This window comes from Knoellia sinensis KCTC 19936 (genome assembly GCF_000768705.1).
GTDB classification, from domain to species: domain Bacteria; phylum Actinomycetota; class Actinomycetes; order Actinomycetales; family Dermatophilaceae; genus Knoellia; species Knoellia sinensis.
In genome coordinates this window covers 365,563-390,847 of record NZ_AVPJ01000001.1, presented here as the reverse complement: position 1 = coordinate 390,847, position 25,285 = coordinate 365,563, and the positions used below count along the sequence as shown (strand labels likewise).

The window sequence follows — 25,285 nt, the reverse complement described above, 5'->3', positions numbered from 1 at the left end:
GGCGTCGAGCGCATCGCACCACCTGATCGTTGAGGCCGGGGGACACCATGACGATCGTCATGGCGGGCGGCACCTCCGGGTTGCAGGGCTTGTGGACTGCCGACGTGAGCCGCGCGCAAGATGAACTGCGCGCGGCTCACGTCGGTCAGTGGGTGAAGTCCGCGGCGTGGTCGCGGGCCCACTCCTCAAGGTGCGCCCGGGGCGTCCGATGAGCCCCCGCGATGCGGGACGCGCAACCTCAGGTTCGGTCATCGTGTCGCTCCAGTAGGCGAGCAGCATCTTGACGATGGGCTCGGGGACGAATTCTGCTACTTCGGAACGGAACTCATCAGGAGTGATCTCCACCAGGGGGATGTCGCGACCGAGCGCGGTTCCGATGGCTGCCACCTGCTCGGTGCGGGTGAGCGCCTGCGGTCCCGTGAGCGCGATGGTCTGCCCCAACCATTCGTCCTGGAGCAACGTGGTGGCAGCAGCCTCGGCCACGTCGAACTCGTGGATCGGTGCCTGCGCCGAGTCGAGGTGGGGCGCGCGAATGGGGGCTCCGGAAGAGATCTGCCACGCCCATGACAGGAGGTTGTTGGCAAAACTCCCCGGGCGCAGGATGGTCCACTCGTGCGTCCGCGAGGTGACTGCCGACTCGACGGCGCTGTGGTGAAGCTGGCTCGCTGAGCCGACATCACGCGGGAACTCCATGGCAGCCGCCAACGACGACAGCACGGTGAATCGGCGGACTCCGGCTGCGACGGCGGCTTCGACGAAATGCTCGACCCCTTCAGCGGGGAAGACGAAGGCCCGGTCAACGTCCTGGAAGGCCTCGATGGTGAGGCTCGCCGGGTCGGACAGATCGCCCTCGACGAGTTGGACCTGCGTGGGCAGGTCTGCCTTCTCGGGGGAGCGGGTCAGGGCCCTGACCGTGGCCTCCTTGGTGAGCAGCGTGTCGACGAGGTGCCGACCGACGGCGCCAGTGGCGCCGGTGACGAGGATGAGCATTCGCGTTCTCCTTGCTGTCTTTGAGCGGTGGGTGCAGGCTGTGGTCGACAGCGCCTCGCCGGACCGGTCCCGTGGGTGTGCAGTTGCCAGTGATCGTTCCCCCACGAGAGCTCTGCGAGTCGGCATCATCACGCTTCCGACCGGCCGCGGGGAGCGAGCTCTCCGTGGCCATGGGCCGAGCCTGCCCGGCGGACGGAAATCACGTCCAACGAATTTCGTCCAGGTCGACGCTGGGTGTCCTGACCACCGGCCCGTGCCGTGTCTGCTGGCTGCGAATCCGCCGGCGTCTTTGCCAAACCTTTGCCGAGTCATGAGGTGCAGAGGGTGTTCGCGAGCCCCGCGGGATCGCTAGGTTCACACCACTCGAACCTCACAGAGGTTTGTGCGAACCGAAAGGGACATACATGTCTGTTCGTCCAGTGCGCCCCCTCGCACTTCTCGCCGCATCGCTTCTTGCCGCGGTCGGCGTCGGCCTCGGGGCCGGCAATGCGTCCGCCGTCACCATGGCCGGCGACCGCTCCGTGGCCGCGGAGTGCGCGGCCGACGCACCCACTGAGGCAACCACGGCGGCCCGGGGCAGCATCCGCGCCAAGGACCCGCATGACCTCTCACCGGCCCAGGCCAAGGCGATGGAGACCCAGCTGGGCCGGGCGCTGGCCGAAAAGGGACTCACGCGTGGTGCCGCTGGCGAGGCCAGGAAGCCCGGCGGTGGTGGTGCCTTCAGCCCCGCCACGATCAAGGTCCACTGGCACACGATCACCGACGGCGCCAAGGGCCAGTTGACGGCGAGCGAGATCAACAGCCAGATCAGCGTCCTCAACAGCGCCTACGCCGGCACCGGCTTCGCATTCACCCTCGCGAGCACGACGACGACCAACAACCCGAGCTGGTACAACGGCCTCGACCACGGCAGCAGCGCCGAGCGGTCGATGAAGACGGCACTGCGGACCGGCACCAAGGCCGACCTCAACGTCTATTCGGCGAACCTGGCCGGGGGGCTGCTCGGCTGGGCGACGTTCCCCAAGAAGCGCATCGACTCGATGGACGGTGTCGTCATCCTCGACGAGAGCCTGCCCGGCGGGTCGGCGGCCCCCTACAACGGCGGCGACACGGCGACCCACGAGGTCGGCCACTGGCTGAACCTCTACCACACGTTCCAGGGCGGCTGCTCTGACACTGCGGGTGACTACGTCAGCGACACTCCTGCCGAAGCGAGTCCGGCTTCGGGGTGCCCGACGAATCGTGACACCTGCCCGCTGCCCGGTCTCGACCCGATCAAGAACTTCATGGACTACACGACGGACGCCTGCATGGACCACTTCAGCTCCGGCCAGACGACCCGAATGCAGAGCGCCTGGGTCGCCTATCGCGGCTGATCCCGGGCCGCTGAGCCCAAGCACACACCGAGGCCCCCGTCCAGCAGGCGGGGGCCTCGGCATGTCGTCTCGCAAACGTCGTTAACCTTGGCGAGCCGATGAGTACAACAGCTGCTTCCCACCTCAGTCCCGCCTTCCCCGAGCGGGCTGCGTGGGGTACCGCCAGCAAGCTGCGTGCGTGGCAGCAGGAGGCGCTGGCCGCCTACCTGGAGTCCGACGCCAAGGACTTCCTTGCCGTAGCCACACCGGGTGCCGGAAAGACGACGTTCGCCCTGCGCATCGCCGCCGAACTCCTTGAGCGCGGCGAGGTGCGCGCCGTCACCGTCATCGCGCCGACCGAGCATCTCAAGGTCCAGTGGTCCGAGGCCGCTGCGCGCGTGGGCATTCAGCTCGACCCGAAGTTCTCGAATTCCTCGGCCGTGCACTCCGACGAGTACGACGGCGTCGCCCTGACCTACGCGCAGGTCGCGTCCCGACCGGACCTGCACCGTCGCCGCACCGAGTCCACTCCCACCCTCGTGATCCTCGACGAGATCCACCACGGTGGCGATGCACGGAGCTGGGGCGACGGCATACGTGATGCCTTCACGTCGGCGCAGCGGCGGCTCTCCCTCACGGGTACGCCGTTCCGCTCCGATACCAATCCCATCCCGTTCGTCCGCTACGAACTGGACGAGGCAGGGATCCTGCGGTCGGCAGCTGACTACACCTATGGGTATGCCGCAGCGTTGCGTGACGCTGTCGTCCGACCGGTGCTCTTCCTCGCGTACGGCGGGGCGATGCGGTGGCGGACCAAGGCCGGCGACGAGATCGCCGCGCGCCTGGGGGAGCCGCTCACCAAGGACCAGATGGCGCAGGCGTGGCGGACCGCGCTGGATCCCAAGGGTGAGTGGATCCCGTCGGTCCTGGCTGCGGCAGACAAGCGCCTCACCGAGGTGCGACGCCACGTCCCCGACGCCGGCGCTCTGGTCATCGCGACGAACAAGACCGTGGCACGCGCCTACGCCCGCATCCTCGAGTCGCTCACGGGCGAGAAGCCGGCCGTCATCCTCTCCGACGACGCCGGGTCGAGTGCCCGCATCGAGGAGTTCGCCGCCGGAGACTCGCGCTGGATGGTCGCGGTGCGCATGGTGTCCGAAGGCGTGGACGTGCCCCGGTTGTGCGTGGGTGTCTATGCGACCTCGACGTCGACGCCGCTCTTCTTCGCGCAGGCGGTCGGCCGCTTCGTGCGCGCGCGGAAGCGTGGCGAGACGGCTTCGGTGTTCCTGCCGTCGGTCCCGGTCATCCTCGAGCATGCCGCCAACATGGAGCTCGAGCGCGACCACGCGCTGAACCGCAAGAGTGACGCCGAGTCCGAGGCCTCGATGTGGGCCGAGGAGGAGGGGATCATCGCCGCGGCCAACCGAACCGAGAAGACGGTGGGCCTCGAGGAGGAGACCTTCGAGGCCCTCGAGTCCGATGCTCACTTCGACCACGTCCTGTTCGACGCGCAACAGTTCGGGTTGCACGCCGACGTGGGGTCCGACGAGGAGCAGGACTACCTCGGGTTGCCCGGTCTGCTCGAACCCGAGCAGGTGTCGGCGCTCCTGCACGAGCGTCAGGCCAAGCAGTCGAAGTCGACGGGTCGCAAGCCGCGCGGTCCTGAGGCGCCGGTGTCCGCTCACCGCGCACTCGCAGCCCAGCGCAAGGAGCTCAACAAGCTCGTCGCGGCCTATGCCAAGAAGACCGGGGCGCCGCACGCGAACGTGCACATGGAGCTCCGAAGGGCTTGTGGCGGACCGGAACTCGCGGCTGCGACGTCCGAGCAAGTGGCCGTACGCATCGAGAAGTTGAGGCTCTGGTTCGTGGGACGCCGCTGAACGCATTCGTTCGCGACGGGGAGTCGTCCCCATCGCGACGTGCGCGGGCCTTTCGTAGGCTCGGGCCATTCACCGTAGGGACATGGGGGAGATTCTGTGACGATCGAGGTCAACTACGACGGCATGCGGGCACCGGCCTCGAAGCGACGAGAAGGGAACCAGGTGAGAATCCACGACTTCTGGCGGAGCGCATGGGCCGACAACAACCTCGGCTTCCGCTTCGTCGTGGGGATGTGCATCTTCTGGTTCGCGCCCCTGATGTTCGGAGCCATGGCGATCATGGGACAAGGCACGGTCTGGCGCATATTGGGATGGGCGGCCGTCACTGCGGTCGGCTGGGTCGGCGCGTGGGTCGTCATGCTGACCCGACGATTCCGGTCAGAGCCGGGCACGCTCGTCGACCTCACCCCCACGAAGCCGATGCTGATCCCGGCGGCCCTCATGGTCGGCGGTGTCGTCGGCTGCCTCTTGTCCTTCTGACTGTGCCGCCAAGAACGCATGCGCACCTCCCTCCTCGAGACCAGGATCGCGATCAACCAGATCGCACTGGTCGTCATCGGCACGGGCCTGGCGGTGGCCTTCTCCGCAGGCGCCTTCGCCCTCGGGCAGTGGGGCTGGCTCGTCGCCCCGCCGATGGACATCGCGGGCATTGCGCTCGTCCTCATCGGTGGTCGGCGTCGGCGTCAGACCCAAGGTCGACGGGGAACAGCCCTGTCCATCGTGGGCGGGTTGCTGATTGTCGGCTCGATCTGGGCGGCCTTCATGACGGCGAGCGCAATCGACTAATCGGGCGCGTCACTCCGTGCCGCGGTGAGCGGCGGCCTCGACGAGCGGGCCGGTGCGGTGGTCGAGGTGGGTCACGAGGCACATCGATGTGTTGGCCCGCAACACGTGCACGTCGTCGATGATCTCGTCGATGACCCGGCCGAGGTCGGCGTTGTCACGAGCGACGACTCGCACGATGAGGTCACCCACCCCGGTCGTCGAGTGGATCTCGAGGACTTCCGGGATCGCCGAGAGGTGCGCGACGACAGGCTCGTGTCCCTGACGCTGGCGGATCTCGAGAGTGCAGAACGCCGTGACGGGAAAGCCCAGGGAGGCCGGATCGACCTGCGGCCCCATCGACGAGATGATGCCGCGCCCCTGCAGCCGATCGAGCCGGGCCTGCACCGTGCCGCGCGCCACGCCGAGCCGACGGGAAGCGCCCAGCACGCCGATCGACGGGTTGTCCGTGAAGAGCGCGATCAAGCGGGCGTCCAGGCTGTCGATGCCGTCGGGTCGGATCATGGGCACAGTGTCGACCCCAACCCCCGCTGAAGGCAACATTGTGCGCAGACTGTGCAGCGCGACGGCATACCGTTGCACATCCTGCGCGGACGCGAGAGTGTGCACGCATGACCGATACGACGACTGCAACGACGCAGGACACCCACATCGACCTCACCGAGCAGGAACGCGCTGCGGACCTCAACATCCAGGAGCTCAAGCGCCTCGTCGGTCTCGTCGAATACGACGAGAGCAAGGACCCGTTCCCCGTCACCGGCTGGGACGCGATCGTGTTCGTCGTCGGCAATGCGACCCAGGCCGCGCAGTACTACCAGAACGTCTGGGGCATGGAGCTCGTCGGCTACTCCGGCCCGGAGAACGGCAACCGCGACCACAAGGCGTTCGTCCTCAAGTCCGGTTCGATCCGCTTCGTCCTCAAGGGCGCGGTCAACCCGGACAGCCCCCTCATCGCCCACCACGGCAAGCACGGTGACGGCGTCGTCGACATCTCGCTCGAGGTGCCCGACGTCGACAAGTGCATCGCCCAGGCCAAGGCCGCAGGCGCCCGCGTCGTGCAGGAGCCGGAGACCGTCTCCGACGAGTTCGGCTCTGTCCGCATCGGTGCCATCGCGACCTATGGCGAGACTCGTCACACGCTCGTGCAGCGCACCGTCGACGGGCAGACGTATGCCGGTCCCTACCTCCCGGGGTATGTCGAGCGGACCTCGACCTACGTCAAGCGCGACGGTGCCCCCAAGCGTCTCTTCCAGGCGCTCGACCACATCGTCGGCAACGTCGAGCTCGGCAAGATGGACGAGTGGGTCACCTTCTACAACCGCGTCATGGGCTTCGTGAACATGGCCGAGTTCATCGGTGACGACATCGCCACTGACTACTCCGCGCTCATGTCCAAGGTCGTCGCCAATGGCAACCACCGCGTGAAGTTCCCGCTCAACGAGCCGGCGATCGCCAAGAAGAAGTCGCAGATCGACGAGTACCTCGAGTTCTACAACGGCCCCGGTGCCCAGCACCTCGCGCTCGCGACGAACGACATCCTCCGCACCGTCGACGAGCTCCGCAAGGAGGGTGTCGAGTTCCTCGACACCCCCGACGCCTACTACGACGACCCCGAGATGCGCGAGCGCATCGGCGAGGTCCGCGTCCCGATCGAGGAGCTCAAGAAGCGCAAGATCCTTGTCGACCGTGACGAGGACGGCTACCTCCTCCAGATCTTCACGAAGCCGCTGGGCGACCGCCCGACGGTGTTCTTCGAGATCATCGAGCGCCACGGCTCGCTCGGCTTTGGCAAGGGCAACTTCAAGGCGCTCTTCGAGAGCATCGAGCGCGAGCAGGACAAGCGCGGCAACCTCTGAGGTAGTCCGCTTCACAGACGAACGGCGAGGGTATGCCGGGTGCTCACCACCCGGCATACCCTCGTTTGCGTTGTGGCGCCAGGACGATTCCGCGGTTCTGCCACGGCGTCGCGAAGCCCCTGCCATAGTCGGTGGAGGCAGGGTGCACGTTCGCTCCAGCGGAGGTGGTCGTGACGGAGGTCGAGGGCGGCACAACCCGGGCGGGCTGGGGCATCGACCTCGTCACCGCTGAGGAGGCGGCTGCCGCAGTGCCGGCCGGCTCTGTGGTCTACGTCGGCAGCGGCTGTGGCACCCCCCGGACGGTCATCCGTGCGCTGGAGGTTCAGCCGTTCGAGCACCTGGGCGTGCGCCTGGTCCATCACTTGACCGACGGGGTGCGCCAGAGTGGTGCCGCGGGCACGAACTTCGAGCACCGCACGCTCTTCATCGGGTCGGAATTAGCCGACGTCGTCGGCCGCGACGACCAACCCGGGATCGCGCGGATCGAGTACCTTCCCATGAGTGTCGCGGACCTCCCGGGAAGCTTGCGGGCCGGGCGCGTCCGGGTGGACGTGACCGTCGTGCAGGTGACACCTCCGCGTGACGGTCGCGTGAGCCTCGGCGTCTCGGTCGACGCGGCTCATGCAGCCATCGACGCGGCGCGAATCGTCATCGCCGAGGTCAATCCCGCGATGCCGTGGACGATGGGGGCGAGCACAGTGCCCGTCGAAGCCATCGACCTCTTCGTCGAGGTGCCGGCCGAGGTCATCTGCTACACCCACCCCGCCGTCGGCGACGTGGGCGAACTCATCGCTGGCTACGTGGCTCGCATCATCGATGACGGAGCCACTGTGCACGTCGGGCTGGGCAGAATCCCGAGCGCGGTTCTCGCGAGGATCAAGGGTCGACGTGACCTCGCCATCCACTCCGACGTCATCACCGATGCCGTGCTCGACCTCGTCGAGGCGGGCGTCGTGACAGGCGCCGCTCGCACGTCCGATGTCGGCCTCGTCGTCGCCAGCGCCGCGATGGGGACGCGCCGCCTCTACGACGCGATCGACGGCAGCGACCGCTTCGCGTTCCGCCCCATCGACGAGGTCCTCCGCGGGATCGAAGATGAGCCAAGGATCGTGTCCGTCACCCAGGCATTCCGGATAGACCTCACGGGGCAGGTGTGCGTCGATGCGCTGGGAGGCCGGCCCTACGGCGGACTCGGCACGCAGGCCGACTTCCACCGGGCGGCTGCACTGTCACCCGAAGGGAAGGCCATCGTCGCCCTCTCGTCCCGTCAACCGGATGGTTCGAGTTCCTTCGCCCTCCGCCTGGGGCAGTACGAAGCCGTGGCCATTGCGAGGCACGAACTGCGTTGGGTGGCAACGGAGTTCGGCATCACCTACCTGCATGGGCGCTCGTTGCGTGAGCGCGCCGTCGCCCTCATCGAGTTGGCACATCCCGACGATAGGGACGGCCTCCTCGACGAGGCGCGCCGAGCGGGCCTGGTCCCGTCCGAGCAGAAGCTCAAGTCACGTCGGCCCTACCCGGTCGAGGAGGAACGCCGGGTCAGTCTTCGCGACGGTTCGCAGGTGCTCGTCCGCCCCACCCACCCCGGCGACGCGCCGCTGCTCCAGGACCTGTTCTTCCACCTGCGTCCCGAGGACGTGCGTACGCGCTTCTTCCGCAATCTGTCGTCGCTGGCGCGCAACGCCGCGGACCACTTGTGCAACGTCAGCTACGACGCCGAGATGGCGCTCGTCGCCGTGACCGGCGGGCGTGAGACCGAACGGGCGGTGGCGACGGCGCAGTACTACGTCGATGCCGACACCGGACATGCCGACGTCGCCTTCATGGTCGACGCCGACTGGCAGGGCAAGGGCCTCGGTCGGCTGCTGCACGAACTCCTCTCCGACCATGCCGCGCGCCAGGGGGTGACCGCCTTCAGCGCCGACGTCCTGGTGGGCAATGACTCGATGCTCCACATCCTCACCGCGGGTGGCGATGCACGCGTCCGCACGGCCGAAGGTGTCCACGAGGTGCTGATTCCCACCCGCCGCATCGACGAGGACGCGCCCTCGAGAGGCTGAACGTCTGCCGTCGAACCGGCTCCACGGCATACGCTCGCTTCATGGGATACGAGTACAAGGTCGTGCAGATCCGTGAAGGAATGATCGGCGGCAAGATGTCCGCCGGGAAGCTCGAGTCGGTCCTCAACGAGTGGGCCTCCAAGGGGTGGCAGCTCAAGGCGATCACCTCGGTCGAGGTCAAGGGGCGGCTCGGCCCCGGCGGCGTCGAAGGAGTCCTCGTGACGTTCGAGCGACCCCTGGGCTGACCTCATCGTCGTGCCCGCCTGGCCGGAGTCGATCCTCCTGCTGCCGAGTCCGCTCGTCGGCGTGCACGCGTATGCCGTTCTGGCAGAGGCGTTTCGGGCCTGTGGGCGATTCTCGGAGATCGCCGAACCACCGTCGCAGGTGACCACGGGAGTGCAGGTCCGCGAGGCGTTCCGACGTGCGGTCCTGCGCATGAGTCCCGATCTCGTGGTGGCCCACAGCAATGCTGGACTCGTGGCACCTGCGGTGGCGGACGGCATACCCGTCGTGTTCGTCGACGCGGCACTGCCGCCGACGGTAGGTCAGACGACGATGGCACCGCCTGCGCTGCACGACAGCATCGCCGGGCTGGCGGACAGCTCGGGTCTTCTCCCGCCGTGGACGCAGTGGTGGCCCGAGGACGACGTCGCAGCCCTGTTTCCCGACTCCCAGGTGCGGGCATCGATCGAGTCACAGGAGCCGCGGCTGCCCCTCAGCTACTTCAGGACGACCGTGGGGGCCCCTGCGCGGTGGGAGGCTCGGCCGTGTGCCTACCTCGCCTTCGGCGAGACCTATGCCCGTGAGCAGGCCCGCGCTCGACGGCTCGGCTGGCCGGTGGCCGTCCTTGACGACGCGCTGCACCTGCATCACCTCCACGAGCCCACTGGGGTGGCTGAGCGAGTCCTCGAACTCGCACGTCGCCTGAATGCCACGGAGGCACACCATGAGTGACGACTCAGTCCGCGTCGTTCCGGCGAACACGGTCGCCTTCGACGAACTCCAGCGCGTCTTCGGGAGCCTGGGCGACGCGCACCGCTGCCAGTGCCAGTGGTTCAAGCTCGCGCCGAGGGAGTCGCTCGAACGCGTCGGAGTGGAGGAGCTGACCGCGCGGCTCGAGGAACAGGCGCGGTGCGGCCACCCGCGGGCGCAGTCCACGGCCGGCCTCGTGGCGTTCCTCGGGGACGAACCGGCGGGTTGGGTCGCGGTCGAGCCGCGGACGGCATACATCGGAATGGTCCGAACCGGGAAGGTGCCTTGGGACGGACGCGAGGAGGATCGCGAGGACCAGACGGTCTGGGCAGTGACGTGCTTCGTCACGCGGGTCGGCCACCGCAAGCAGGGCGTCAGCCGTGCACTGCTCGCCGCCGCAGTCGACCATGCGCGCGGACAGGGTGCCTCGGCGGTCGAGGGTTATCCCATGGCGAGCGCCCAAGGAGCTCTCACGGGTGAACTGTTCGTCGGGCTGGAGTCGGTCTTCTCGGATGAGGGCTTTGCCGTGGTCAACCGCCCGACGAAGCGTCGTGTGGTGATGCGCCTCGACTTCTCGTGACCGCGGCGGGGGCGTGGAGAGTCATGTGACATCCTGCGGGGCATGAGCGTTCCGAGCGGCCCCGGGTGGTACGAGAACCCTGACAACCCCGACGAGCTGCGCTACTTCGACGGCATCCTGTGGACCTCGAACACGACGCCGCTCCGAACGCGCCAGACGCAACCGACGGCGGCACAGCCTCCCGCCGGATCGTCTCCCGCAGCCCCGCCGACCGTTCCGACCCCGGTTCAGAGTCCGCCCCCTGCCCCGCCGACCGGATGGCAGCACGGTCCGGGGATGGGCGGGCAGCGACCCTCGCCGACGGCATCGGTGCCCGGTCAACCGACTCTCGCTCCCTATGGGCTGCGGGTTGTCGCCTACCTCATCGACACGATCATCGTGTCCTTCGCTGCGCTCGTCCTCGGTGGGTGGTTCCTCTGGAAGGCGATCGAGCCCATCGCGGACCGACTCGACTCGGCCATCACGACTGGGAACGTCGCCACCATGGGCTCAGCGCTCGCGGAGGCACGACTGGGCTACTTGGCGGCCTTCATCGGCGTCCAGCTCCTCGTGATGCTCGCCTACAACACGCTGTTCCTCATGAAGTGGGGTGCCACCCCGGGCAAGCGACTGCTCGGGATCAGCGTGCGCCGGCTGGATCGACCGGGCCCGCTGGATGCCGACACGGCGATTCGCCGTGCTGGGTTCCAAGCGGTGGTCCAGGCCCTCGGCAACGTTCCCTACGTCGCGAGCCTCGGCACCTTCGTCCTCATCGCCGACCTGGTGTGGCCTATCGCCGACGAGAAGAACCAGGCGCTGCACGACAAGCTCGCCAAGACCATCGTCATCAAGGGACGCGCGACCCCCTGACGGGCAGGTCAGCCCTCCAGGTCCAGCAGGTCGAGGTCGTCCAGCTCGCCGATCGGGTCGGTCACTTCGCAGCATCCGTATGCCGTGAGGAGACTCCGCAGTCGCCGTGCGTCGGTCTCTTCCAGACCTTGCACCGCCTCGGCCAGCACGTCTGGATCACGCTGACCGAGGACGGATTCGACAGCCACGAGGGCGCCGTCGTGTGCCGCTGAGTGCACGGCGAGCAGGACGTTGAGGAGCCCGTGCTGCGGGTCGCCGTCGTGCTCGGCGCGGATGGCGTGGTGCAGCCCGCCGGTGAGCTTGAAGGGGACGCCGAGACGCGCACAGTCGTGGATGAAGGTCGCGAGTTCGGTCTCGTCCGGCCATGCCCACGTCGGTGTTGCCCCGGTGCGGAACTTCGCCTGAACCTGATGGCCCACCTCATCGGCCCCGGCGCGAATGTCCTCCAAGGCTCGGTCGCGGTCGGTGCCGCGGGGGACCTCCAGCGTCAACGGCAGTCCGTCGACCGGCAGGTTCCGCCACCCCGCGAACCACCCGAGTTCGGCGCCGGCGACCGACACCGTCTCCTCGCCGCGTAGGCGCTCCACTGCGCTGACGACGACCGAAGGGTCGACGCCGGGCCGCGCGATGAGCCCGACGGTCAGCGACTGCTGTGGAGTCTTGCTGGCCTCGGTGACGAGACGGTCCACGTCGGAAGCCGGCACGAGCAGCGGGCCGATGAGGCCGGCATACGAGGTCTTGCGGTGACCATGGTGGCGCTCGATCGCCACTTCGAGGGGGGCGTTCCCGGGAGGGAACACTGCTGCGTCGTCGATGAGTCCCTCGAAGAGGGCAGGAGTCGCCGGTGACATGCGGTCACCGTACAAGGTCGAATTTGCGTGCCTGCATGCAACGCTGTGCGCGGTGCCGGACACGTAGTGGTCAGGAGCACCCGAACGAGGGGGACAGATGGTTTCACCGGAGGAGCGGTTCACCGCGCTCTTCGAGCGCACACGCTTGCCACTGCTTGCGTATGCCGTGCGCCGAGTTGTCGATCCCGCCGACGCTGCCGATGTGGTCGCCGAGACCTACCTCGTGGCGTGGAGGCGTCTCGACGACGTGCCGCAGGGCGACGAGGCGAGGCCGTGGTTGTTCGGGGTGGCTCGGCGCGTGCTGGCGAACCACCACCGTGGTGAGAGGCGGCGGGTGGCACTGGCGGACCGACTGCGGGACCACCTCGTCGATGAAGTCGTGCCGGCGTTGGAGCTGGTCGAGGAGGCACCGGTCGTCCGTGCCATGCGCCGCCTGCCTGATGACGACCAGGAATTGTTGCGCCTCGTGGCCTGGGAGGAACTGGCTCGCGAGGAAATCGCCGTAGTCATGGGTCTGAGCCGCGCGACGGTTCGGGTGCGCCTCCACCGCGCCCGAAAGCGACTCGAGAAGCTCATGACCGAACTGCCTGAGGATCCGGAGTCGACAGCGAATTCGACTGTGGTGCAACGCAATACGAAGTCCGGACATGTCCCTGATGTCCGCACACCGGTGCGGATGAGAGCAGAGGAGGCACGATGACCAGCAAGGGGAAGGACGTGGAGCGGAGGGGCTCAGACGTCATGCACGCCCTTCGATCCGCCGACCCTGCGGCTCGGGTCGACCTCGCTCGCACTGAGGAGCAGGCCTTCACGGCCCTGCGAGAGGGGATCACCATGTCGGCACGGGAGCAGTCGAGCACGACGAAGCGTCGGGGGAGGCGGACGCTGGTCGCAGGGGGACTGGCGCTTGCCCTCCTGGGCGGCGGGACGGCATACGCCGCTCTGAATGGGTACCAGGCCTTCGAGGACGTCGAGAAGACCTGGCGGGGTGGAGGTAGCGACGGTGGGGTCACCTGCCTGACGACGTGGGTCGACCCGCAGTCAGCCGACGCGGCCAAGGCCAGCTCGGGTGGTCCGGCACTCAGTGCGGATCCGATCGCCGACTGCCAGAAGTACCAGCAGTTGCAGGGCAAGCCGCCCATCGAGGACCCGGCCGTCTTCACGCATTCGGGCATGACCTACGTGACGCCGCGTAAGGCCGTGCCGCCATCGGCCGAGGCCGCCCCTCCGGTGAAGCCCAACGCCGATGCGCTGATGGTCCTGCGGGCCTCCCTCGGCGACTACGCCAACGGTGCCAACAGCCGGTGTCTCAGCGAGGGGGAGGCAGCGGCCTTCGTCAAGGACGAGTTGGCGCGTCTTGGGCTCACCGGTGTGAAGGTGGTCGCTCGACCCTTCGCGGCGGGAGACAAGTGCGCCGCGATCGACTACGACCCGCCGACGGGTGAAGTCCTCATCATGGGCAGCCCAGAGGACGCGTCGAGGCCGTCGAAGAACCGCGGCGGCGGCATGCACGAAGTGGCGGCGACTCTGCGCACAGAGATCACCGAGAAGTGCGTTCCCTTGCCCGAGGCCGAGGCCATCACCGCGAAGGCGCTCGGAAAGCGGCACCACTGGCCGACCAGCGCCGTCGTGGACGAGAAGCTCAAGTGCACGACGGCTGACCTCCAGGTCGGCGGCAGCATGCAGGTCTTCCTCCGCGGCCCGTCCACCACGAGCTGACCCGTCTGACTGCGCTGGAGCGACATCGCGGGGGCCGTATCGGCCCGCCGGATGTCGCTCCAGCGCAATCAGTTGAGTGGGTCCGCTCAGGGGACCGCGGTAATCCGGTTCTGCGGACCCGGGTTGACCGTCCCGAGGAACTCGACGTACCTCGCGAAAGCGTCGAGGTCGATCTCACCGACGAACCGGTTCGTGCCGTTGCGGAAGGTGCTGAAGCCGTCACCGCCGTCCGCGAGGAAGTTGTTCACCGTCACGCGGTAGGTCGCTGCCGGGTCAAGAGGCACACCATTGATCCTGACGTTCGAGATCCGGTCGCCCGGAGCCGCTGACAGGGAGCGGTCGTAGGTCAACGACGCCGGGATCTGCAGCACTCCGTTGCCTCCGTTCTGCTGCAACTCGAGGACGGCATCGATGTCCGCACCCGTCATGTCCATCGTCACGAGGACGTTGGCGAAGGGCTGGACGCTGAAGGCCTCTCCGAAGGTGATCGGTCCGACGTTGATGTCCGCCCTGATGCCACCGGAGTTCATGAACGAGATGACCGCGGGGGCACCATTCGCCGCAGGCCAGTTCGCTCCTGATGTCGCCCAGAGTTGACCGTCCGCGATGATGTCGCCGAGCGAGGACTCACCCAGTGAGTTCTGAGTTCGAGTCAGCGGTTGGGGCGCTTGGCCGAGCACGCGGTTCTCGATCGGCGCGGCGATCTCGCCGTACTTGGCGATGAGCGCCGTGAGGTCTGCGGCCGGGGCGAACACGTCGCGCTTCACGATGACGTTGTTGATGCCCGCAGCCACGACCTCCTTGGTGGCCCGGCTGATCGTCAGGTCGATGTCGGTGACCAAGCGACCCGCGGAGGCGGCGCCGGTGACCATGATTCCCGTGCCCGCGAGGTCCGGGCAGTTGAGCGCCCAGTTCGTGTGGCCGGTGACGACGAGGTCGATCTCCGGGTTGAAGCGCTTGATGACCTCCACGCCGGCTCCGGTCGGGTTGGCGCAGGAGTTGATCGTGCTCTCGTTGAGCCCGACGCCGGCGCTGCCCCCCTCGTGGAGCAGCACGATGATCGTCTCGACGCCGGCCTTCTTGAGCTCGGGCACGAGCGCATTGACCGAGTCCGCCTCGTCGTGGAAGTCGAGGTTTGCCGTGGCCGCTGCGGTCACGATGCCGGGCGTGCCCTCGAGCGTCATGCCGACGACTCCGACCTTGACGCCCTGGAACTTGTGGATCGCGTACGGCGGGAAGATCGTCTTGCCGGAGTCCTTATAGGTCACATTGGCGGCGAGGAAGGGGAAGTCGGCGCCGTCGAAGCCGTCGCCGTCGAGACAGCCGTCCACCGGGTGGCAGCCACCCTCCTGCATCCGGACCAGTTCCTCGGGGCCTTCGTCGAACTCATGGTTGCCCACGCCGTTGTAGTCCAGGCCCATGAGGTTCATCGCCTCGATGGTCGGCTCGTCGTGGAAGATCGCTGACACGAGCGGCGTGGCGCCGATGAGGTCACCAGCCGACACGAAGAGGGAGTTCGGGTTCGTCGCTTCGAGGTCGCGAACGTACTGCGCCAGGAACTCGGCGCCACCTGCCGGCGTAGCGCCGATGCGACCACCCGAGCTCGTGGAGTCCGGAGGTCGGAGCTGTCCGTGGAAGTCGTTGAGCGCGAGGATCTGGACCTCGGTCGTCCGGGCATTCTTCTCCGCCGGACCCCCACCCGGCGGGGCCGCCGCAGCCCCCGGGATCAGGGCAGGAAGAGCCAGCGCTGATGCGGCGGTGAGCAGAACGAGGGACCTGGTACGCATGGTGCATCCTCCTGAGGCCGTTCCGGACCTGAATGTTCGGCACGGTATCGGCTGCGGTGGCCAGGGACCATGGCCCAGCCGAACCCCCCGAAACGGGCAGCGGGTCAGGCCAGGGCCAAGCGGTAGCCGCGCTTGACGACCGTCTGCACCAACGTGCGACCCCCGGCGTCTCGCAGTCGCCCGATGGCGACCTCCGCCGCGTGTGGGTCGGTGGAGTCTCCCGGGAGGACCTCCAGCACCTCGCCGCGCGAGACGACCTCACCGTCGGCCTCGACCAAGAGTCGGAGGACCGCGAGCCCGCTGGGTGACAGGGGGAGGACGCGACCGTCGAGAAGCGCGACGGTTCGGCGAACCTGAACCTGCCCTGCGACCGTGGCGACGGCTGAGGTCTGGGCCTCCTCGTAGTGGTGCACGAGCCGCCGGACCAAGGCACCCAGGCGCCCTCGGTCGGGCACGATCGGTTCGATTCCCCTGTCCTGCAATGGAACGGACGTCACCGGGCCAACAGACGCCGCCACAAGTGCCCCGCTGATGCAACGCGCCACGACCGCGTCGGTCGCGCCTTGGGCGTCCGCGGCGGCCAACCAGGCGTGCGCTCCCGGCGCAGAAGTGAAGACCACGGCATCGATCTCGCCGGCGGCAGCATCGCGCACCGACTGGGCGAGGGCCTCCGGGTCGGGGGTGGGACCCCAGCGATAGACCACAAGGCTTGCCACGTCGGCTCCGGCCGCCGCGAGCTCGGTGTCGAGACCATCAGCGCCGGCACCGTGGTGCTGAACCGCGATCCGGAGTCCCGACACGCCCTCGTCGAGGAGGAGTTCGAGGATCTCGGCCGAGGTCTCGGACTCAGCCACCCAGTCGGCAGTCAGGCCTGCCGCCTGGATCGCGCCACGAGCCTTCGGGCCGCGGGCGATGAGTCGAGCGCGTCCAAGGATCTCGAGCAGTTCGTCGGCGTGACCGGCGGCATCGGCAGCCTCGATCCAGCCGCGCAGGCCGATGCCCGTGGTGATGACGACGACATCTGGTGGCGAGGCGATGAGTTCCTTGGTCGCCACGAGGAGTTCCTCGTCGTGCTCGTGGGGAACGATCGTGAGCGCAGGAGCATGCCGGACCGTTGCGCCACGGCGCGTCAGCGCGGAGGCGAGCTCGCTGGAGCGCCGGTCCGCTGTCACGAGGACGACGCAGCCGGCCATGACCTGACTCAGGGGCGGGGGAGTGCGGGCACCGCTCACGCGCTCATCCTCGCGCGAGCAGAGTGGGGTCGGCGACGCGACCGACGACGATGACGGCAGGTGCGCGCACGCTGGCCCCGCGGGCGAGGGTGACGATCGAGGACAGGCTTCCCGTGGTGACTCGCTGACGAGGCGTGGTGGCGGCCTCGACGATGGCGACGGGCAGATCTGCCCCGGCCCCGGCATCCACCAGGTCTCGGACGTGGTCCGCGAGGAGACGCACCCCCATGAGGATCACGAGGGTTGCCTTCTCGTCCGCCACGCCGGCCAGAGCGTGAGGGTCGATCGGTTCGTGACCGTGAACGACGTGGAGAGCGCCGACAGTTCCGCGGTGAGTGAGAGGTATGCCGGCCGCCCCCGGAGCGCTCAACGCTGAGCTGACGCCGGGGATGAGGTCGATGTCGACGCCCGCTTCGCGGCAGGCGATGACCTCTTCGCCACCACGGCCGTAGACGAAGGGGTCACCGCCCTTGAGTCGCACGACTCTCCGCCCGCGCTGCGCCTGTTCGACGAGGATGCGGTTGATCTCGTGCTGAGGCACCGGGTGGTGCCCCGCAGTCTTGCCCACGTCGATGACCTCCACGTCGGCTGGGAGGCGGCGCAGCAGCGTGGTCGGGCCCAGCCGATCCGTGACGACGACGTCGGCCTCAGCGATCGCCTGGCGCCCCCGGACGGTGATGAGGTCTTCCGCCCCGGGGCCGCCTCCGACGAGGATGACGCGGCCCTTGGCACCTGGCGCGGTGCGCCGTGCCCGCAGGTCGAGATCAGCCGTCTCGAGGTGCAGGGCGAGGGCGTCGCGCACCCCGACCACACGTGACGGGTCGGGGCGTCCGTTCGACACGACCCCGACACGCAGGCCTGCGTGGTCCGTCACGGCGGGGTTCCGGGCGGTGCCGTGCTCAGCAGCCCCGGCGCAGACGCTGAAGATGCGGTCTGCCGTGGCGCGGGCGCAGAGTGCCTGGTCCACCGGCCTGTCGCCCGTTGCGGCCACGACGAACCACACGCCCGCAACATCCTCGACGTCCACCTCGCGTTGGCTCCACGTCACGGCGATCCCGTCGACCAGATCGACCATGTCCTCGCAGATGAAAGGGGCAACGACGTGTACGAGCGCGCCGTCCTCGACCAATGCAGCAGCCTTGACTGCGGCCACTCGGCCGCCACCCGCCACGAGGACTGGGCGGCCGACCAGATCCACCCCGAGAAGCGTGGTCATGGACTTTCCTCGGCGTCGGCACCCGCCAGGGCCACGTGGACGACGCCGTCCTGGACCCGCGTCGGCCACGTCCGCAACGACAGTGGCTCCTTGCCCACGGCGTCCAGGCACTCACCGGTGCGAAGGTCGAAGACCTGCTTGAACATCGGTGAGGCCACGGTGGGTGCGTCGCCACGCGTGCCAACGATGCCGCGCGACATGACGAAGGCGCCGGAGAACGGATCGCGCTGATGCACGGCATACACGTCGTTCGCAAAGGTGCGGAAGATCGCGATCTGGTGTCCGCCCATGAGAGCGACAACGCCGCGTTCGGGGGCGAGATCCTCAAGGCGGCACACGTCGATCCAGGTGGACGAAGTGAGGGCGGGGCTCTCGGTTGCAACGTCGATGGTCATCGGCGGACCTCCAGGGTCGTTCCGGCGATGAGCACACCGCTGGTGCGCTCGTCCGGGGTGGCGGGTCGGGGCTGGCCACGCTCGGCGACATAGGCGAGCGAGTCATCCACCTGGTCAGGGGCGTTGACGAACGAGCCGAAGCGGCGCAGCTTTTCGGGGTCGGCCAGAGCTGCCGCCCACTCGTCCTCGTAGGCGTCGACGTGCGTCTCCATCGCGGCGTCCAGGTCGGCGGCGATACCGAGGGAGTCCTCGATCACGACCGCTCGGATCGCCTCGAGTCCGCCCTCGTGGTCGTCGACCCAAGCGGCCGTGCGCTGCAGCCGGTCGGCGGTGCGGACGTAGTACATGAGGAAGCGGTCGATGGTGCCCACGAGGGTCTCGGTGTCGAGGTCCTCAGCGAGGAGTTGCGCGTGCTTGGGCGTGAAGCCGCCGTTGCCTCCGACGTAGACGTTCCAGCCGTTGTCGGTGGCAATGACGCCGACATCCTTGCCGCGGGCCTCGGCGCACTCACGCGCGCAGCCGGAGACACCGAGCTTGATCTTGTGCGGCGAGCGGAGGCCGCGGTAGCGCAGCTCCAAGGCGATCGCGAGTCCCACGGAGTCCTGAACGCCATAGCGGCACCACGTCGATCCCACGCAGGACTTCACGGTCCGAAGGGACTTGCCGTAGGCGTGGCCGGACTCGAAGCCCTGGTCCACCAGCCGCTTCCAGATCGTCGGGAGCTGGTCGATCCGGGCACCGAAGAGGTCGATCCGCTGTCCGCCGGTGATCTTCGTGTAGAGGCCGAACTCCTTGGCCACCTCACCGATGGCGATGAGTCCCTCAGGCGTGATCTCGCCGCCGGGGATGCGCGGCACGACCGAGTAGGAACCGTCCTTCTGGAGGTTGGCCATGACGTGGTCGTTGGTGTCCTGCAGGGTCGCGCGCTCACCCTCGAGGATGTGGCCGGTGCCGAGCGAGGCGAGGATCGAGCCGATCACCGGCTTGCAGATGTCGCAGCCGCGACCACGGCCGTGCGTCGAGATGATCTCGCTGAAGGTCGTGAGTCCCTGGACGCGGATGACGTCGAAGAGCTGAGCGCGGGAGAGGTCGAAGTGCTCGCACAGGGCGTTGCTCACCTCGACACCGGACTTCTCGAGTTCGGTGGTGACCAGCTTCTTGACCAGGGGGAGGCAGGACCCGCAGCTCGTGCCGGCCAGGGTGCAGGCCTTGACGCCCGCCAGGTCGGTGCAGCCGCCTTCGGTCACCGAGCACCGGATCTCGCCCGCAGTGACGTTGTTGCAGGAACACACGGCCGCGTCGTCCGGGAGATCGCCCGCTGGTGCCGCTGCCGCGCCTTCGGGAAGCAGGTATGCCGCAGGGTCCCCTCCCAGCTCACGGCCCACCATCGGGCGCAAGGCCGCATAGGCGCTGGCGTCGCCCACGAGGATGCCGCCGCGGAGGGTACGGGCGTCATCGCTCATGACCAACTTCTTGTAGACCCCCGCGACGGGGTCGGAGATCACGACCTCGAGGCCGCCGGGCTCTTCCGCGAAGGCGTCACCGAAGCTCGCCACGTCGACGCCGAGGAGCTTCAGCTTCGTCGACAGGTCCGCGCCGGGGAAGGTTCCCTGCCCGCCCAGCAGACGATCGGCGACGATCTCGGCCATGGTGTAGCCAGGTGCCACGAGACCCAGGCAACGTCCACCGATGTTGGCGACCTCACCGATGGCCCAGATGGCGGGATCCGCTGTCGCACAGGCGTCGTCGACGATGACGCCGCCGCGTTCGCCGACCTCGAGGCCGCACTCGCGGGCGAGTTCGTCGCGGGGGCGGACTCCGACGGCGAAGACGACGACGTCGACGTCGAGCGCCGGGCCCTCGGCGAACTCCATCCGTGAGACCGTGCCGCGGTCGCCCACGATCTTGGACGTCGCGGTCGAGGTGCGGACGGTGACACCGAGGCCTTCGATGAGGCGCTTGAGGCCTTCACCGCCGCCGTCGTCGACCTGGAGGGGCATGAGTCGCGGCGCGAACTCGACCACGGTCGACTCGACTTCCAGAGCCTGCAGGGCGCCCGCTGCCTCGAGTCCGAGCAGGCCGCCGCCCACCACTGCTCCGCGGACGGGCCGGTCGAGGTCTTCGCGTCGCTTCTCGACGTAGGCGCGCAGGTCGGCGACATCGTCGATGGTGCGGTAGACGAACGCGCCTCTCAGGTCCTTGCCGGGAACCGGCGGGACCGCGGCATACGAGCCGGTGGCCAGCACGAGTGCGTCGTAGTCGAGGACTGCACCGCCGCTCGTCGTGACGGTCTTCGCGTCACGGTCGATGACCTCGGCCTTGACGCCGCGCTTGAGGGTCACCAGCGGGTCGTCCCAGAGCTCCTGGCCGCCGAGGGCGAGGTCCTCCGGGTGGCGCCCGGTGAAGTACGACGTGAGTGCCACGCGGTCGTAGGGCGCGCGCGGCTCCTCGCAGAGGAGGGTGATCGACCAGCGGCCGGCCTCGTCTCGTGAGCGGAGGGCATCGATGAGTCGGCGAGCGACCATGCCGCCGCCGACGACGACGAGGTGTTGGGTGTCCTGTGCCTCAAGCATGTCGATGACGTTAGGGACGCGCCGTTTCGGAACTGTGGTTCATCTGTTTCCCCTGCGTAAAACGGTCCTCACAGGGTCCGCGTCAGATCGGTGAGGTTGCGACCAGCTCCGGAGAGTCTGCGATCATCGGCGTTGTGTCAGTGAAGGTGGGCGGGATCTACGTCGCTGGTGGATACCGTCTGGACAATCAGGTATGCGGCGAGTTGCGTCAGATCAGCGGCGCGGTAGATCCCTCCGACTACTTCGTCGACCTGTGCTTCATGACGTACACCCCTGGGGGGGTCGGTTCGGACTATGCGGCTGGCACCGGCATTCGCCCCGGGATGGTGGGTCGAAAGCAGAAGCGCTTCATCGTCGACGTGGAGGTTCCGCCCGACCTCGGAGACCTTGATGCCTACCGGGCGTGGATGGCAACTGCGCTCGCCGAGGTAGCGGCGATAGTGCGTGATCATCTGCCAACCAAGAACAAGTCCTACCCCTCTGAGCGGCTGGCGAGCGAGGTGGACGAGTTGCGCGCTCGCTGGAACGTGCACGTGTCCGAACTGGGGTAGCCACCTTTCGCCAGATAAGGGGTCACCCAACGGCAGTGGCCGCGTGCTCGTTGAGCCACCCGAGCAGCCCGCAGACCTCGTCCTTGCAGCCACCACACCCGGTTGTCGCACGCGTCGCCTGGGCGATCTCGTCGACCGTGCGTGCCCCGCACGCGTGGGCCTCGCGGATGTCGGCCTTGGTGACGCTGTTGCAGCGACAGACCGCGGCGTCGTCGGGGAGTGATTCGGGCGACGTCACGGCGGCGGGCGCGGGGGAGAGGGCAGTCAGCAGGAGGTGGGCGGGGTCGCTCGGTACGGGCGTGCGCCGCGTGTAGACGGCGACGAGGTCCGCTGCGACCTGACCGGCACCGATGCAGGTCGCGCCGACGAGCCGGTCCCCGGAGACGACGACTTCGACGTGGCGTCCCGCGGCCGGATCGGACAGGCTGAGGGTCCGTTGCGCCGGGTCGTCCGGACGAACCCCGCCACAGATGCCCATGGTCACGACGTCCAGTCCGTGGGCCTTGACCCGCACCACGTCGGAGCCGTTGCCGTCCGTGCCGCGGGCACGGGTCGTGGCGCCGGTGAGTCGTTCGGCCAGCGCGCGAGCCTGGTCCCATCCCTGGGCCACCAGCCCCATGGCGCCATTGGGTGGCTGGGCGCAGTCGCCGATCGCAAAGATGCGGGTGTCGGCCGTCGCTGACGAGTCGTCGACGACGATGCCGCGCTCGCAGGGCAGGCCCGCCTCCGCTGCCAGACCCGTGTTGGCGATGGTCCCCGTTGCGACGAGGAGCAGGTCGGACTCGACCACGTCTCCGTCGGTGAGGCGTATGCCGGTGAGTCGCCCGTTCGCCACGATGGCCGCCTCTGCGCCTACGCCGATGCGCGGGTGAATGCCGACGTCAGGCATGGCGCTTGCCAGAACGCTGCTGGCGGAGCCGTCCAGCTGTCGCTCCATCAGCGCGTCCATGGGGTGGATGATCGTCACGGAGCACCCACGTTGAGCCAGGCCGCTGGCGGCCTCGATGCCGAGGACGCCGGCACCGAGCACGACGGCACGGCGCGAGTTGAGCGTCGCCGCGATGATCTCGCGGGCGTCGTCGATGCTGCGCAGCGCGTGAACCCCGACCGGGAGTTGTCCGCTACCGAGGTCGAGCCCGGCAAGGGGTGGGATGCGCGCTTCGGCGCCCGTCGCGAGAACGAGTTGGTCATAGCGGTGCCGGCTGCCGTCAGTCGTCGTCACCACGCGATCCTCGCGGTCGATCGCGGCCGCTGCAGTACCCCGAAGCACGGTGAGGCGCGGGTGGTCCGGAGTCGGCAGGGTCAGTGAGCCGAGGTCATAGCGACCGGCCACGACCTCGCTGAGAAGGACGCGGTTGTAGGGCTCACAGCCTTCGGCACCGATGACCGTGACGTCGTACTTGCCGGCGTGGTCGCGGGCGAGCACGTCCTCGACGAACCTCGATCCGACCATGCCGTTGCCGATGACGACGAGCCTCATGCTGGAACCTCCGTGGCGCGGCGGAGCCCGGTCGGCTCCGGGGTGGCGGGGGTGACGGCGCGGGCCACGGTGACCGCGCAGACCTTGAACTCGGGCATGCCCGAGACGGGATCGGTGGCGTCGCTGGTGACGCGGTTGACGTTCTCGTCGCCGGCCCAGTGGAACGGCATGAAGACGGTGTCGGGGCGAACCTTGTCGGTGATGCGAGCAGGTGCCGACACGATGCCGCGGGCGCTCGTCAGGGTCACGATGTCGCCCGCCGCGATGCCGTGGCGGTCCGCGAGGACCGGGTGGACCTCCACGAAGGCGGAAGGGGAAGCCGCCACCAGTTCGTCGACTCGCCTGGTCTGGGCGCCCGACTGGTAGTGCTGGAGCACCCGCCCCGTCACGAGATGGATGGGTGCGTCGGCCCGCACGTCGTCTGCCGGCCCTCGGTCGTCGACCGCGACGAACCGGGCGCGGCCGTCGGCGGTGGGGAAGGTATCAAGGAAGAGCCGCGGTGTGCCGGGGTGGGGCTCACCTTCCGTGGCGGGGCACGGCCAGTACAGGTCTGGCTCGGTGTCGAGCCTCGCGTGGCTCAGGCCGCTGTAATCGGCCCGGCCACCTGCGCTGGCCCTCGCGAGCTCGTCGAACACGTCCGAGGGATCGAGGTCCCAGGTGCCCGGTGCGTTGAGCCGTGTGGCCAGTTCGCGCCACACCCAGAGCTCACTGCGGGCGCCTGTGGGAGCGTCAATTGCCTTGCGGCGGCGCAGGATTCGACCTTCGAGGGAGGTCATCGTGCCTTCCTCCTCGGCCCACTGGAGCACGGGAAGGACGACGTCCGCACGCTGAGCCGTCTCGGACGGCACGACGTCACAGACGACGAGGAGGTCGAGTGCGTCGAGCCGGTCGCCAACATGAGTGGCGTTGGGCGCGGAGACCCTGATGTTGGCACCGTGGACGAGCAGGGCCTTGGGGCCGTCGTCGCGCCCGAGGGAGTCGAGCAGCTCAACTGCGGGCTTGCCCTTGCCAGGAATGATCGCCGGATCGACGCCCCAGACGGCCGCGACGTGGCTACGCGCGGCGGGATCGTCGATCATCCGGTAGCCGGGGAGTTGATCCGACTTCTGACCGTGCTCGCGACCGCCCTGTCCGTTGCCCTGACCGGTGATCGCGCCGTACCCGGAACCGATACGACCCGGCAGTCCCAGCGCGAGCGCGAGGTTGATGGCGGCGTTGACGGTGGCGGTGCCCTGCGACGACTGCTCCACGCCACGACCCGTGAGGACGTAGGCGCCGGAACCCCCCTGCGACGGACTCGCCGCAGCGAGAAGGCGTGCCGTCGCGCGCAGGCGCTCCTCGGGCACGCCCGCCACCTGTTCGACGCGCGCCGGCCACCACGCGGCGGCGAGTCTTCGGGCGTCATCGACGCCAGACGTGCGGTCCGCGATGTAGGCCGGGTCGGCCAGTCCCTCGGCGAAGACGACGTGCAGCAGCCCGAGGAGGACGACGAGGTCGGTCCCGGGAACGGGTTGCAGGTGCACCCCGCCACCGTTCTCGGTGAGTGATGCGGTCGCGCTGACGCGGGGGTCGACGACCACGAGACCACCCGCGTCGCGTGCCCCTGCGAAGTGAGCGACGGACGGTGGCATCGTCTCGGCGACGTTGCTCCCCAGGAGCAGGATCGCCTGTGCGCCACCAAGGTCGGTCAGGGGGAAGGGCAGGCCCCGGTCCACGCCGAGCGACCTGTTCGCGGCAGCGGCAGCACTGCTCATGCAGAAGCGACCGTTGTAGTCGATGTTCGCTGTACCGAGCGCGATGCGTGCGAACTTCCCGAGCTGGTAGGCCTTCTCGTTCGTCAGCCCGCCACCTCCGAACACCGCGACGGCGTCTGCACCGTGCTTGGCGCGAATCTCCCTGAGCCGCAGCGCAACCAGGTCGAGCGCCGCCTCCCAGGTCGTGGGCTCGAGCTCGCCCGAGGCGCCCCGGACGAGCGGGTCGGTGAGCCGGTCGGGGGCGCGCAGCACCGAGGCGCTGGTCCATCCCTTCTGGCACATCCCCCCGCGATTGGTCGGGAAATCACGCCCGGCGACGCTCACACCGGAGGTCTCCGGCGTGAGCGTCTGGGCGCACTGCAGTGCGCAGTACGGGCAGTGCGTGGCAATCGCGTTCATCGA

At 68.5% G+C, this 25,285-nt stretch carries 23 protein-coding genes; 13 read left to right on the top strand and 10 right to left on the bottom strand.

What is annotated here, in order from left to right; genetic code table 11:
- Positions 1–57: 57 nt before the first annotated feature.
- The gene (locus tag N802_RS01840) at positions 58–990 is read right to left on the bottom strand and encodes an SDR family oxidoreductase (RefSeq protein WP_211254322.1); all 933 of its coding nucleotides are present in this window, start codon (positions 988–990) and stop codon (positions 58–60) included.
- Between the two features lie 404 nt (positions 991–1,394).
- Between N802_RS01840 and N802_RS01835 the strand changes: the two genes are divergently transcribed.
- The 4 genes from N802_RS01835 to N802_RS01820 all read left to right on the top strand — a co-directional run bounded on the left by N802_RS01835 (position 1,395) and on the right by N802_RS01820 (position 5,011).
- A complete protein-coding gene (locus tag N802_RS01835) occupies positions 1,395–2,366 on the top strand; it encodes a zinc metalloprotease (RefSeq protein ID WP_035911263.1) in 972 nt (323 codons plus the stop codon).
- Between the two features lie 98 nt (positions 2,367–2,464).
- The gene (locus N802_RS01830) at positions 2,465–4,225 is read left to right on the top strand and encodes a DEAD/DEAH box helicase (protein ID WP_035911261.1); all 1,761 of its coding nucleotides are present in this window, start codon (positions 2,465–2,467) and stop codon (positions 4,223–4,225) included.
- A 96-nt stretch (positions 4,226–4,321) separates the two neighbouring features.
- Positions 4,322–4,705 (top strand): hypothetical protein, encoded by a 384-nt coding sequence (locus tag N802_RS01825; protein ID WP_035911259.1) that lies wholly within the window; start codon positions 4,322–4,324, stop codon positions 4,703–4,705.
- Positions 4,706–4,723: 18 nt separating this feature from the next.
- Complete coding sequence (locus N802_RS01820; protein WP_035911258.1) at positions 4,724–5,011, top strand: hypothetical protein; 288 nt, start codon at positions 4,724–4,726, stop codon at positions 5,009–5,011.
- 9 nt (positions 5,012–5,020) lie between these two features.
- Here the strand turns inward: N802_RS01820 and N802_RS01815 are convergent, their stop codons facing one another.
- Entirely contained in the window at positions 5,021–5,512 is a 492-nt protein-coding gene (locus N802_RS01815; RefSeq protein ID WP_035911256.1) for an Lrp/AsnC family transcriptional regulator, read from the bottom strand.
- A gap of 107 nt (positions 5,513–5,619) precedes the next feature.
- Here N802_RS01815 and hppD point away from each other — a divergent pair, with 107 nt between their 5' ends.
- From hppD to N802_RS01785, 6 genes are all read left to right on the top strand, one after another.
- A complete protein-coding gene (hppD, locus tag N802_RS01810; RefSeq protein WP_035911250.1) occupies positions 5,620–6,864 on the top strand; it encodes a 4-hydroxyphenylpyruvate dioxygenase in 1,245 nt (414 codons plus the stop codon).
- Between the two features lie 170 nt (positions 6,865–7,034).
- Entirely contained in the window at positions 7,035–8,924 is a 1,890-nt protein-coding gene (locus tag N802_RS01805; protein WP_169743376.1) for a bifunctional acetyl-CoA hydrolase/transferase family protein/GNAT family N-acetyltransferase, read from the top strand.
- A 41-nt stretch (positions 8,925–8,965) separates the two neighbouring features.
- Positions 8,966–9,169: a DUF4177 domain-containing protein gene (locus tag N802_RS01800; protein WP_035911246.1), complete on the top strand. Its 204-nt coding sequence runs from the start codon at positions 8,966–8,968 to the stop codon at positions 9,167–9,169.
- Between the two features lie 10 nt (positions 9,170–9,179).
- Entirely contained in the window at positions 9,180–9,878 is a 699-nt protein-coding gene (locus tag N802_RS01795) for an alpha/beta hydrolase (RefSeq protein WP_052109302.1), read from the top strand.
- Positions 9,871–10,476 carry a GNAT family N-acetyltransferase gene (locus tag N802_RS01790; protein ID WP_035911245.1) on the top strand — a complete coding sequence of 202 codons (606 nt, stop codon included), beginning with the start codon at positions 9,871–9,873 and terminating at the stop codon, positions 10,474–10,476. Before N802_RS01795 ends, N802_RS01790 begins: the two co-directional genes overlap by 8 nt.
- Positions 10,477–10,518: 42 nt before the next feature.
- Positions 10,519–11,325, top strand: coding sequence for an RDD family protein (locus N802_RS01785; RefSeq protein WP_035911241.1), 807 nt, complete (start codon positions 10,519–10,521; stop codon positions 11,323–11,325).
- Between the two features lie 8 nt (positions 11,326–11,333).
- On the opposite strand, the gene N802_RS01780 is transcribed toward N802_RS01785, so the two are convergent.
- Positions 11,334–12,176 (bottom strand): hypothetical protein, encoded by an 843-nt coding sequence (locus N802_RS01780; protein ID WP_035911238.1) that lies wholly within the window; start codon positions 12,174–12,176, stop codon positions 11,334–11,336.
- 97 nt (positions 12,177–12,273) lie between these two features.
- Here N802_RS01780 and N802_RS01775 point away from each other — a divergent pair, with 97 nt between their 5' ends.
- Both N802_RS01775 and N802_RS01770 read left to right on the top strand, forming a co-directional pair.
- A complete protein-coding gene (locus N802_RS01775; RefSeq protein WP_035911234.1) occupies positions 12,274–12,876 on the top strand; it encodes an RNA polymerase sigma factor in 603 nt (200 codons plus the stop codon).
- A complete protein-coding gene (locus tag N802_RS01770) occupies positions 12,873–13,895 on the top strand; it encodes a hypothetical protein (RefSeq protein ID WP_035911233.1) in 1,023 nt (340 codons plus the stop codon). Before N802_RS01775 ends, N802_RS01770 begins: the two co-directional genes overlap by 4 nt.
- A gap of 86 nt (positions 13,896–13,981) precedes the next feature.
- Here N802_RS01770 and N802_RS01765 read toward each other — a convergent pair whose 3' ends face one another.
- The 5 genes from N802_RS01765 to nirB form a co-directional block, all read right to left on the bottom strand.
- Positions 13,982–15,682 carry a bifunctional metallophosphatase/5'-nucleotidase gene (locus N802_RS01765; RefSeq protein ID WP_052109301.1) on the bottom strand — a complete coding sequence of 567 codons (1,701 nt, stop codon included), beginning with the start codon at positions 15,680–15,682 and terminating at the stop codon, positions 13,982–13,984.
- A gap of 104 nt (positions 15,683–15,786) precedes the next feature.
- Positions 15,787–16,875, bottom strand: coding sequence for a uroporphyrinogen-III synthase (locus tag N802_RS01760; RefSeq protein WP_035911845.1), 1,089 nt, complete (start codon positions 16,873–16,875; stop codon positions 15,787–15,789).
- Between the two features lie 43 nt (positions 16,876–16,918).
- On the bottom strand, positions 16,919–18,130 hold the full coding sequence (gene cobA, locus N802_RS01755) for a uroporphyrinogen-III C-methyltransferase (RefSeq protein WP_035911230.1): 1,212 nt from the start codon (positions 18,128–18,130) through the stop codon (positions 16,919–16,921).
- Entirely contained in the window at positions 18,127–18,525 is a 399-nt protein-coding gene (nirD, locus tag N802_RS01750; RefSeq protein WP_035911226.1) for a nitrite reductase small subunit NirD, read from the bottom strand. Before nirD ends, cobA begins: the two co-directional genes overlap by 4 nt.
- Positions 18,522–21,098 (bottom strand): nitrite reductase large subunit NirB, encoded by a 2,577-nt coding sequence (gene nirB / locus N802_RS01745; protein WP_035911222.1) that lies wholly within the window; start codon positions 21,096–21,098, stop codon positions 18,522–18,524. The genes nirD and nirB overlap by 4 nt, the downstream gene beginning before the upstream one ends.
- Positions 21,099–21,232: 134 nt before the next feature.
- On the opposite strand from nirB, the gene N802_RS01740 reads away from it, so the two are divergent.
- Complete coding sequence (locus tag N802_RS01740; protein ID WP_156971231.1) at positions 21,233–21,649, top strand: hypothetical protein; 417 nt, start codon at positions 21,233–21,235, stop codon at positions 21,647–21,649.
- Positions 21,650–21,671: 22 nt separating this feature from the next.
- Here N802_RS01740 and N802_RS01735 read toward each other — a convergent pair whose 3' ends face one another.
- The gene (locus N802_RS01735) at positions 21,672–23,129 is read right to left on the bottom strand and encodes an FAD-dependent oxidoreductase (protein ID WP_035911214.1); all 1,458 of its coding nucleotides are present in this window, start codon (positions 23,127–23,129) and stop codon (positions 21,672–21,674) included.
- Positions 23,126–25,282, bottom strand: coding sequence for a molybdopterin oxidoreductase family protein (locus N802_RS01730; protein WP_052109300.1), 2,157 nt, complete (start codon positions 25,280–25,282; stop codon positions 23,126–23,128). The genes N802_RS01735 and N802_RS01730 overlap by 4 nt, the downstream gene beginning before the upstream one ends.
- Positions 25,283–25,285 lie beyond the last annotated feature (3 nt).

Coding starts and splice junctions, on each gene's coding strand:
- N802_RS01840 (WP_211254322.1), bottom strand. CDS start 990: ATGCTCATCCTCGTCACCGGCGCCACTGGCGCCGTCGGTCGGCACCTC.
- N802_RS01835 (WP_035911263.1), top strand. CDS start 1,395: ATGTCTGTTCGTCCAGTGCGCCCCCTCGCACTTCTCGCCGCATCGCTT.
- N802_RS01830 (WP_035911261.1), top strand. CDS start 2,465: ATGAGTACAACAGCTGCTTCCCACCTCAGTCCCGCCTTCCCCGAGCGG.
- N802_RS01820 (WP_035911258.1), top strand. CDS start 4,724: ATGCGCACCTCCCTCCTCGAGACCAGGATCGCGATCAACCAGATCGCA.
- N802_RS01815 (WP_035911256.1), bottom strand. CDS start 5,512: ATGATCCGACCCGACGGCATCGACAGCCTGGACGCCCGCTTGATCGCG.
- hppD (WP_035911250.1), top strand. CDS start 5,620: ATGACCGATACGACGACTGCAACGACGCAGGACACCCACATCGACCTC.
- N802_RS01800 (WP_035911246.1), top strand. CDS start 8,966: ATGGGATACGAGTACAAGGTCGTGCAGATCCGTGAAGGAATGATCGGC.
- N802_RS01790 (WP_035911245.1), top strand. CDS start 9,871: ATGAGTGACGACTCAGTCCGCGTCGTTCCGGCGAACACGGTCGCCTTC.
- N802_RS01785 (WP_035911241.1), top strand. CDS start 10,519: ATGAGCGTTCCGAGCGGCCCCGGGTGGTACGAGAACCCTGACAACCCC.
- N802_RS01780 (WP_035911238.1), bottom strand. CDS start 12,176: ATGTCACCGGCGACTCCTGCCCTCTTCGAGGGACTCATCGACGACGCA.
- N802_RS01775 (WP_035911234.1), top strand. CDS start 12,274: ATGGTTTCACCGGAGGAGCGGTTCACCGCGCTCTTCGAGCGCACACGC.
- N802_RS01770 (WP_035911233.1), top strand. CDS start 12,873: ATGACCAGCAAGGGGAAGGACGTGGAGCGGAGGGGCTCAGACGTCATG.
- N802_RS01765 (WP_052109301.1), bottom strand. CDS start 15,682: ATGCGTACCAGGTCCCTCGTTCTGCTCACCGCCGCATCAGCGCTGGCT.
- N802_RS01760 (WP_035911845.1), bottom strand. CDS start 16,875: ATGGCCGGCTGCGTCGTCCTCGTGACAGCGGACCGGCGCTCCAGCGAG.
- cobA (WP_035911230.1), bottom strand. CDS start 18,130: ATGACCACGCTTCTCGGGGTGGATCTGGTCGGCCGCCCAGTCCTCGTG.
- nirD (WP_035911226.1), bottom strand. CDS start 18,525: ATGACCATCGACGTTGCAACCGAGAGCCCCGCCCTCACTTCGTCCACC.
- nirB (WP_035911222.1), bottom strand. CDS start 21,098: ATGCTTGAGGCACAGGACACCCAACACCTCGTCGTCGTCGGCGGCGGC.
- N802_RS01735 (WP_035911214.1), bottom strand. CDS start 23,129: ATGAGGCTCGTCGTCATCGGCAACGGCATGGTCGGATCGAGGTTCGTC.
- N802_RS01730 (WP_052109300.1), bottom strand. CDS start 25,282: ATGAACGCGATTGCCACGCACTGCCCGTACTGCGCACTGCAGTGCGCC.